This is a genomic window from Prevotella sp. 885 (genome assembly GCF_002265625.1).
Taxonomy (GTDB): domain Bacteria; phylum Bacteroidota; class Bacteroidia; order Bacteroidales; family Bacteroidaceae; genus Prevotella.
The window spans coordinates 46,063-53,655 of record NZ_NOVE01000017.1; the positions used below are offsets into that span (position 1 = coordinate 46,063).

Annotated in this window: 7 protein-coding genes; 4 read left to right on the forward strand and 3 right to left on the reverse strand. The window is 42.4% G+C overall.

Going from position 1 to position 7,593, the window contains the following annotated elements; all coding sequences use genetic code 11:
• Positions 1–19: 19 nt before the first annotated feature.
• The 4 genes from CHL74_RS07255 (at position 20) to CHL74_RS07270 (ending at position 6,336) form a co-directional block, all read left to right on the forward strand.
• The gene (locus tag CHL74_RS07255) at positions 20–2,497 is read left to right on the forward strand and encodes a virulence-associated E family protein (RefSeq protein WP_094880497.1); all 2,478 of its coding nucleotides are present in this window, start codon (positions 20–22) and stop codon (positions 2,495–2,497) included.
• Between the two features lie 332 nt (positions 2,498–2,829).
• Entirely contained in the window at positions 2,830–3,219 is a 390-nt protein-coding gene (locus CHL74_RS07260) for a hypothetical protein (protein ID WP_141241264.1), read from the forward strand.
• Between the two features lie 640 nt (positions 3,220–3,859).
• Positions 3,860–5,116 (forward strand): phage portal protein, encoded by a 1,257-nt coding sequence (locus CHL74_RS07265; RefSeq protein ID WP_094880499.1) that lies wholly within the window; start codon positions 3,860–3,862, stop codon positions 5,114–5,116.
• 89 nt (positions 5,117–5,205) lie between these two features.
• Positions 5,206–6,336 carry a phage major capsid family protein gene (locus CHL74_RS07270; RefSeq protein ID WP_094880500.1) on the forward strand — a complete coding sequence of 377 codons (1,131 nt, stop codon included), beginning with the start codon at positions 5,206–5,208 and terminating at the stop codon, positions 6,334–6,336.
• A gap of 252 nt (positions 6,337–6,588) precedes the next feature.
• On the opposite strand, the gene CHL74_RS07275 is transcribed toward CHL74_RS07270, so the two are convergent.
• The 3 genes from CHL74_RS07275 to CHL74_RS07285 form a co-directional block, all read right to left on the reverse strand.
• Positions 6,589–6,936 carry a hypothetical protein gene (locus CHL74_RS07275; protein ID WP_094880501.1) on the reverse strand — a complete coding sequence of 116 codons (348 nt, stop codon included), beginning with the start codon at positions 6,934–6,936 and terminating at the stop codon, positions 6,589–6,591.
• Between the two features lie 54 nt (positions 6,937–6,990).
• Positions 6,991–7,218 (reverse strand): hypothetical protein, encoded by a 228-nt coding sequence (locus CHL74_RS07280; RefSeq protein ID WP_141241265.1) that lies wholly within the window; start codon positions 7,216–7,218, stop codon positions 6,991–6,993.
• Between the two features lie 110 nt (positions 7,219–7,328).
• Positions 7,329–7,535: a hypothetical protein gene (locus CHL74_RS07285; RefSeq protein ID WP_094880503.1), complete on the reverse strand. Its 207-nt coding sequence runs from the start codon at positions 7,533–7,535 to the stop codon at positions 7,329–7,331.
• Between the last annotated feature and the right edge of the window lie 58 nt (positions 7,536–7,593).

Below are 7,593 nucleotides of genomic sequence, written 5' to 3' on the forward strand. Positions count from 1 at the left end.
CTTTTAATTTATTGTGAGAATGGAAACAAGAAAATTCAACCCTTCATATGATACCAACCTTACAATTTTTGTTGGAGACAACAGTAAAGCGACCAATTGGGAAAACAAAGAGACCACTTGGAGCAGCTTGTTAAATCGTTGCGCCGATACCACCAAAACAAAAGAAACTTTGGTGCAGTATCTACAAATGGATAAGGCTAAACAAAGCAAAATTAAAGATGTTGGCGGTTTTGTTGGCGGTTATTTTGCAGCCAATGGGCGAAGAAAAAAGGAAGGCTTAATCGGGCGTACCGTTGTTACGCTTGATGCTGATAACGTGAAGAAAGATTCTAATATCTGGGAAGGATTCAAGGAAATTTTCAGTTTTGCCGCTTGTATATATTCCACACATAAGCACACGGAGGAAGCCCCGAGATTAAGAATTATTATTCCGTTGGCAGATAGTACCAACGTGGAACAATACGAAGCCGTGGCCCGATATATCGCCGGCAAAATAGGTATGGAGTATTTCGATCCGACAACGTTTCAGGCTTCAAGGCTCATGTTTTGGCCAAGCACTCCAAAAGACGTTGACTTTTTCTTTGATTGGCAAGACGGTGAAATCTTGAATCCGGAAGAGATACTCCAAAAGTACAAAGATTGGAAGGACGTTTCCTCATGGCCAATGCACAAGAGCGAGACCCCCGAAGCGATTCTAAACAACAAACGCAAGGCACCAGACCCAACAAGCAAAGGTGGAATTGTCGGGGCATTCTGTAATGCTTACACTATAGAAGAAGCAATCGAAAAGTTTCTTCCAGATGTTTACGTCCCCACAGCGCAGAGGGACAGATATACGTATAAGAACGGAAGCACATACGGCGGTTTAGTTGTATATAAGGACGGGTACGCATTCAGCAATCACGCCACAGACCCGGCAAGACTGAACGGTCAACACGGTTGCAACGCCTTTGACTTGGTTAGAATCCATAAGTTTGGGGCAGAGGACACAGGCGTTAAAGATGATACGCCAATTAATCGCCGACCTTCTTTCTTGAAAATGGAAGAATTGGCAACCAAGGACACCAAAGTAAAAAGATACATTCTAAAGCAAAGAACGAAATCTGTAAAAGATGATTTTGAAGGCGTGGACTTTGAGGAAACGGCGCAGCATGGAGAACGTGAACAGGCACAAGAGGACGGCGAGACATGGAAAGACAAACTAACATTCAACAAGAGAATGGAAGTCGAGAACACGCCGACAAATCTTGTATTGTTGTTCCTGAATGATCCAGAGTTAAAGCAAATCAAGTTTGACACCTTCCGAAATAGAGATTTTTCCTTTTCCGAGCGATTCAAAAACACAAAGGGCGCAATCATAAATGAAGAATCGACCGGAAAGATAAGTTTGTACTTTTTCACGGAATGGAATATCAAGGTACGCCAAAGTAGTATATTTGACTATCTGCAAACAACAGCTACAGAACGAAGTTTCAACCCAGTTCAAGACTTTATAAGGCGTGAAGAATGGGACGGCAAAAAGCGAATAGAAACCGCTTTAATAGACTATTTGGGAGCCGCAGACACAGAGTTAAATCGGGCCATAACAAAAAAATGGTTTGTCGGAGCAGTTGCAAGAGCATTTGAGCCGGGAATAAAATTTGATTACGTTCTAACCATTCCAGGCCCGCAAGGTATAGGCAAAAGTACCTTCTTTAATACAATTGCCGGGAGTTGGTTTTCTGATTCATTCTCATTTGCGGCTAAAGATAACGCCAAGTTTGAAGCCGTAAATTCGGCGTGGATACTTGAAATTAGTGAGTTGAACGGACTAAAGAGAACAGAAGCAGAAGCCGCCAAGCAGTTTATAAGCAAGCAAAAAGATACGTACAGGGCAGCGTATGGGCGAACGGTAGAAGATTATCCAAGGCATTGCGTTTTTGCCGCCACAACAAACGAGGAATACTTCCTTACAGGCGACCACGGCAACCGCCGTTGGTGGATAGTCAAGGCAGAGGGAAAAGGGCGTGTTTCCTCATGGTTAGGCGACTTAAAAGCCAACGTTGGGCAATTGTGGGCGGAAGCATACAAATATTACACGGACGGCGAAGAATTGTGTTTGCCTGAATCCTTGGATAAGGAAGCCGAAAAGATTCAGGACGAATGCAACCAAGTAGGGGGCGATGACCTTTTGCCGATAATGGAATCTTTTCTCGATGAACTTTTGCCGACAGATTGGGAAACCAAGAACAAAGAGGAAAGGCGCAGTTTCTTTCGTTACAGAGACCCACTCGAAGCAATAGGCACGGTTAAACGTAAGTTTGTGACCGCTGAAGTTATCCGTAATGAATTACCCGATGAAATGGTTAGGAAGTATCCGGCGCAGAGAATCAACGCCCTTTTGGAACGTTGCAAAGGTTGGAAGTTGACGAGCCAACGAACCAAACCGGGGCAATGTTATGCAAGAGCGAGAAAGCTATTTGTTAGAATCCCAGACGAAGAAGAGGACAACATTTGAACGCTCAAAAAGGTTGGTACAAAATTGTTTGGTACAAAATGTACCACCCTTTTGCCCTTGGTACAATTGGTACAAAACAATGGTACAGAATATTTGCCGTTTTTCACTTTGTGCCAAGGTTAAAAGTTTAGTAGTTAGGCACTTATAATAATATGGTACAAATGGTACAAAAATATATCTATTTAAGAGAAATTAAGTAATTAGGGAGCATTATACATAAGAATGCAGCCTAATAAGGAAAAATATATTATTTAGAAAAATTTTTGTACCAAGTGTACAAAGGTAGTAAGGCGGAAGCGTTGCACCTGATTAATGATGAAAGAAACAAGAACATGAAGAAGTTTAAATTATACGACAGGACACAAGCCGATAACGGCAAAACAAAGGTAAGTGATTCAAGACACAACACACACCGAGCAGACACAAAGACAAAGACGGTTTCCGTCAAGGTGCCGGGCGAAGTGTACGACCGTCTAAACCAAATAAAGAACGAACAGGGCTTTAAATCGGTTTACGAGATAATGCAACTTTTAGTTGTTGCCTTTATTCGACACACAGACAGAGCGCAGCAGACAAAAGAACAGAAGGCGAAAGATATAGCCCAACCGATAGCAGATGAAATCGCCGATATGTTTTCACTATTAGCTAACACCGAGCCGACACCGTGGCAAGAAGCCAGACCAACGGCACACAAGCCGAGAAAAGCAACTCTTTACATTTGAAGTAAGCAACAAGCAACGATTCAAGGTAATAACAAATTTTGCAAAGCTGCAATCAATCCCCGACAATTGGGAAAAGAAACGAAGGCACAGCAGAGCCACAACAACAGCAAATAAATTTGTATGAATGCAAACAGCAAAAGACGATCGACACGAGAACGGAATTTTTCAAAATACATCACCCCGAAAATAGGGGGGGTATGTTTTTATTTTTGAGGGCAAGCCCGATTAAACCTCACCAACCCCAATTTCCACACGTAAGGTATTTTTGAGCCGTGGGGGGAAGTAATGAAAACGCAAGCCCCCATTCATAGAAACAGCCACCGCACGCACAACGGTACAACGGCACAACCTTAAAACGCATAGCGTACAGGTTATTATTATATCATGTGCATATATGGAAAGCGAAAGCCCGACAGTTGCTTAAAGCGCATAAGATATAAGCATACAGGGCAATAAATAAACGTAGTTTCGCCCAAGGAATCCAGCAAATTATTGTGGCGCAATACTGCAAAAGGAATACCTTTACACAAATACGCCCGAATAGTGAAAGGCTTGTTTCTGTTTCAGCAAGTTGTTAGGTTTTTGAAAAGTGCCGAAGGGCGATTCCAAGTGTTTCGCCCTTCATTTTAAAATTTGAGCGATGAAGTTATTTGATAAGATATTTAAAAAGCGCAGTGTTTCGGGCTCATTGGTTTCAGCCGTTGCACCTTCTTACCCCGGCGGCTTGAATGTTGTCGAGGTGGGGAACGAATACCAAGCAACCAAAATCGCCGCAGTATATCGTTGCGTTGAAATACTTTCGTCAGGTGTAGCCGGACTTCCATTCAGAAAGAAACGCCGCAATCGCGCGGAAGGTTATTTCGTAGATGTGGACGGCAAGACAGACCGAACAAATTACATTATTGGCGTTAAACCGAATGAGCATACAACAGCCTATGAACTGATAAAGAACGCAGTTGTTCAAATGTGCCTTTTGGGGAATGCCTATATTATCCCCCGATATGGAGATAATGGAACGTTGCAAGAGTTGATTCTTTGCAGCCCACACACGGTAAGCCACACACCGAACATTGATATTTACACGGTCAACGATCCATATAACGGAATTTATGGAGAAGTCTTTTGCCCAGAAGAAATTATTCATTTGCGCAATATGTCCTTAGACGGTGGGCGAACGGGTATTTCAACCGTTCAGTATGCCGCCGCAGCTCTTGGAATCCAAGCAACGGCGGACAACCAAACGAAGCAATTATTTGCTAAAGGTGGACGTATTAAGGGAATCGTAAGTAACGACCACACAACAACAGGTTTTGGTGAGTATCAAGATAAGGAGTTAGACAAAACGGCGGAATCGGTGGACGGTAAGTTTAAGCAAGGGCAAGATATTGTTTCTTTGCCGGGGCAAGTTCAATTTACACCGATTTCTATGACTTCCGTTGATATGCAGCTTTTGGAACACAAAAAATTTGGCGTTCAAGAGATTTGTCGTTTTTTTGGCGTTCACCCTGATAAGGTTTTCGCCCAACAAAGCAACAATTACAAGGCGAGTGATATGGCGCAAGTAACATTTATCACGGATACGTTAAGCCCTATATTGCGTAAGTTTGAAGCAGAGTTTAAAGCAAAGTTGATTCCTGGGGCAGTGGCAGACGATTTCACATTCAAGTTTGATTTGTCCCCATTGTTTACGACAGACCTAACCACGGAAGCCGCTTATATGGAAAAGACCATTAACACCGGAGTAATGACAATTAACGAGTGGAGACGGCGCAAAGACTTGAAGCCGATAGAAGGCGGAGATGTAACCTTCATTTCTTGCAACGTGGCCCCTATAAATTCAGCAAAAATCCAAGGTGAAGGCACAGCCAAGCAAGAGCCGCAGCCACCAAAAGAATAGTACAGTATAAAATACGCCAGAAGGCGCAGTTATAACAAAAAGATATTAGAGTTAATGAACATAAGTTTAACAATTAAGGTTTTTCAAAAATGAAAAAGAAAAGAATCGAAATTCGACAATTTGCGGAACGCTTGGAGCAAATCCAAGTTCGCATGAATGAGATTACCGACCTTTGCGAGAAGGAGAACCGAGCACGAAATGACGCCGAAAACACAGAGTTTGAGACGTTGCGCCGTGAAAGTGGAATCATTAACGCCCGAATCCAAGCCGCAAATGTTAACGGCGGTTTTGTGGACGTGACAGACCAAGCAGCGGCGTTTGATTCCTTCCTTCGTTCAGCCACACAGAACGGCACACAGGCGGTTAACTCGCAAGTCTTGAAACGTGATTTTGTCGGGCAGACCGTGGCAAATTCAGCCGCAGCCGTACCGCTCACGATTGGCGACATCGTGAAGCCACTTGAAGCCGGGCTCATTTATGACAAAGTCGGAATCCCACTTCTTACAGGTTTGCAAGGTGAATATTGTTGGCCAGTTGTTGGCACGGTGGAAGCATCGATCGCAGATGAAGCGGTAGAACTCGCAGATTCAAAGATTGATATTGAAGCCTTGAAGCCAACCCCGGTAAGACTTGGTATTTCAATTGATGTAACCAACCAGACAATTAACCAAACAACCGGAATTGTACTTCAAATCGTACAACAGCAAATGCCGTTGGCAGTTGCACGCCTAATTAACCGTTGTATGTTTATCACAAGCACCACGGCGAAAGGCTACAACAAGAAGTTCCACGGCCCATTTGTAGATTGCAAAAACAAGATAACATTTGCGGCTGATATTCCAACTTACAAGGAACTTTTGCAAATGCGTGGAAAGGTTTTCGCCGAAGGCGTGGAGAATGACGGAACAGGCGCATATATTATGAACGCCGAAACCGCCGCAATCCTTGAAGCCACACCAAGAGACACCGGAAGCGGCTTGATGATTATCGAGGACGGCAAAATCGGCGGTTTCCCGGTATTCCAGACAAGCCACATTGACGGTATTGGTTTTGGAGTTTGGGGCCTGGAGCCTTTGGGACAATTTGGCGATATTCGCTTTATTGTTGACCCATACAGCAAAGCCGGGGCAGACGTTACAAAATTGACCGTCAACGCTGATTGGTCGATGTCAACACTTAGAAAGGAAGCCTTTGTTTTGGGAAGTTTTCCTCAAAAGTAATAGAGTTAAGTAATAATAAATTAAATCTTTAAAAACTAGTTGTTGCATAAAAAGAAATACTATCGTAGCCCCAAGCGTTGTTAAGTCTCATTTGTGGCACGAAAATTGAACTTTTCCTTTTCACTGAAAGATTAAAAATTGAACAATATTGGACACGGGGCACGCCACGAGTTGGCGAGCCCTTTTTTGTTTATGTAGTTTCGTGTGTAAGTCCACTATAAAAGTATTTCGTGGAAGTGATCGAAGCAAAAACTAAACAGCACCATACCACCAAGGTGTGGGCCCTGTTGGTTCTTTTGGGTCAATGTCTGATGCTTTGACAAATGCAAAAACACATATCGCAGTGCTTATTATAAGCGCAAAAAAGGAATACACATTCATATCTACGAATATGAAGAACAGTGCAGAAACGATGTGAGCCAATAAAGCCCAGCAAGCAACGACCGCCCAACGTTCACGGCGTTTGTCGTATTTCGTTGGTTCATCTTCACCTATTACCTCAATACTGATTTCAGCCTTAATTACATGATCCGGCTTGTTTGTTGTATTGTCGTTGATAGCTTCAATAATGTTATCTTTGTTTTGATAGTCTTGTTTCATATAGTTTTATTTTTTATAATCTAAAGATCCAAAAAGAATGCTTAGAGCATTTTTCTAAAGCCCGAAATACCACCAAGGAGTATAGCCGTATTCCTTATTTGGTTTGAGTGAATCATATTGCCCATACGCTATGAGGGCGAACACGATGCTTACAAAAAAGGCTATGCAGCCAAGGAACAGCAAAGACACAATAACAGCGATGAGCGAGACAATAAAAATATTGCGCCAAAGTTTCCGTTCTTTGGCTTTTCGCTTTGCTGATATGTTTTTATTCTGTTTCATGCTCATAACCATTGTTTTATACTGCAAATATACAAAAATATTTCGATAGTTAGTTACTTATACGTTGAAATTATGGCAAAAGAAATAAAGTTTAACGCAGAAAGAAGGAATTATTGTTCCTCACCTTCCCACAGGCTCAATAAATCACAGCCCTTGAAGCGTAGTAAATGCTTTTTCTTTGTGCGGTATCGGGCAATTCCTGATGAAGGGGTACGAGACCATTTCAACAAGGTTTGCTCATTGACTTCCAAAAGGAGAGCAGCTTCCAAAGGTGTATAAAACCTATCTGGGATAATGTCCGGGCGTTCTATTTTCATTATATTGCTATTTTGATATTTATATACCTACAAAGGTACGAAAAATCTTCTTATTATA

Coding starts and splice junctions, on each gene's coding strand:
- CHL74_RS07285 (WP_094880503.1), bottom strand. CDS start 7,535: ATGAAAATAGAACGCCCGGACATTATCCCAGATAGGTTTTATACACCT.
- CHL74_RS07265 (WP_094880499.1), top strand. CDS start 3,860: ATGAAGTTATTTGATAAGATATTTAAAAAGCGCAGTGTTTCGGGCTCA.
- CHL74_RS07260 (WP_141241264.1), top strand. CDS start 2,830: ATGAAGAAGTTTAAATTATACGACAGGACACAAGCCGATAACGGCAAA.
- CHL74_RS07275 (WP_094880501.1), bottom strand. CDS start 6,936: ATGAAACAAGACTATCAAAACAAAGATAACATTATTGAAGCTATCAAC.
- CHL74_RS07270 (WP_094880500.1), top strand. CDS start 5,206: ATGAAAAAGAAAAGAATCGAAATTCGACAATTTGCGGAACGCTTGGAG.
- CHL74_RS07255 (WP_094880497.1), top strand. CDS start 20: ATGGAAACAAGAAAATTCAACCCTTCATATGATACCAACCTTACAATT.
- CHL74_RS07280 (WP_141241265.1), bottom strand. CDS start 7,218: ATGAAACAGAATAAAAACATATCAGCAAAGCGAAAAGCCAAAGAACGG.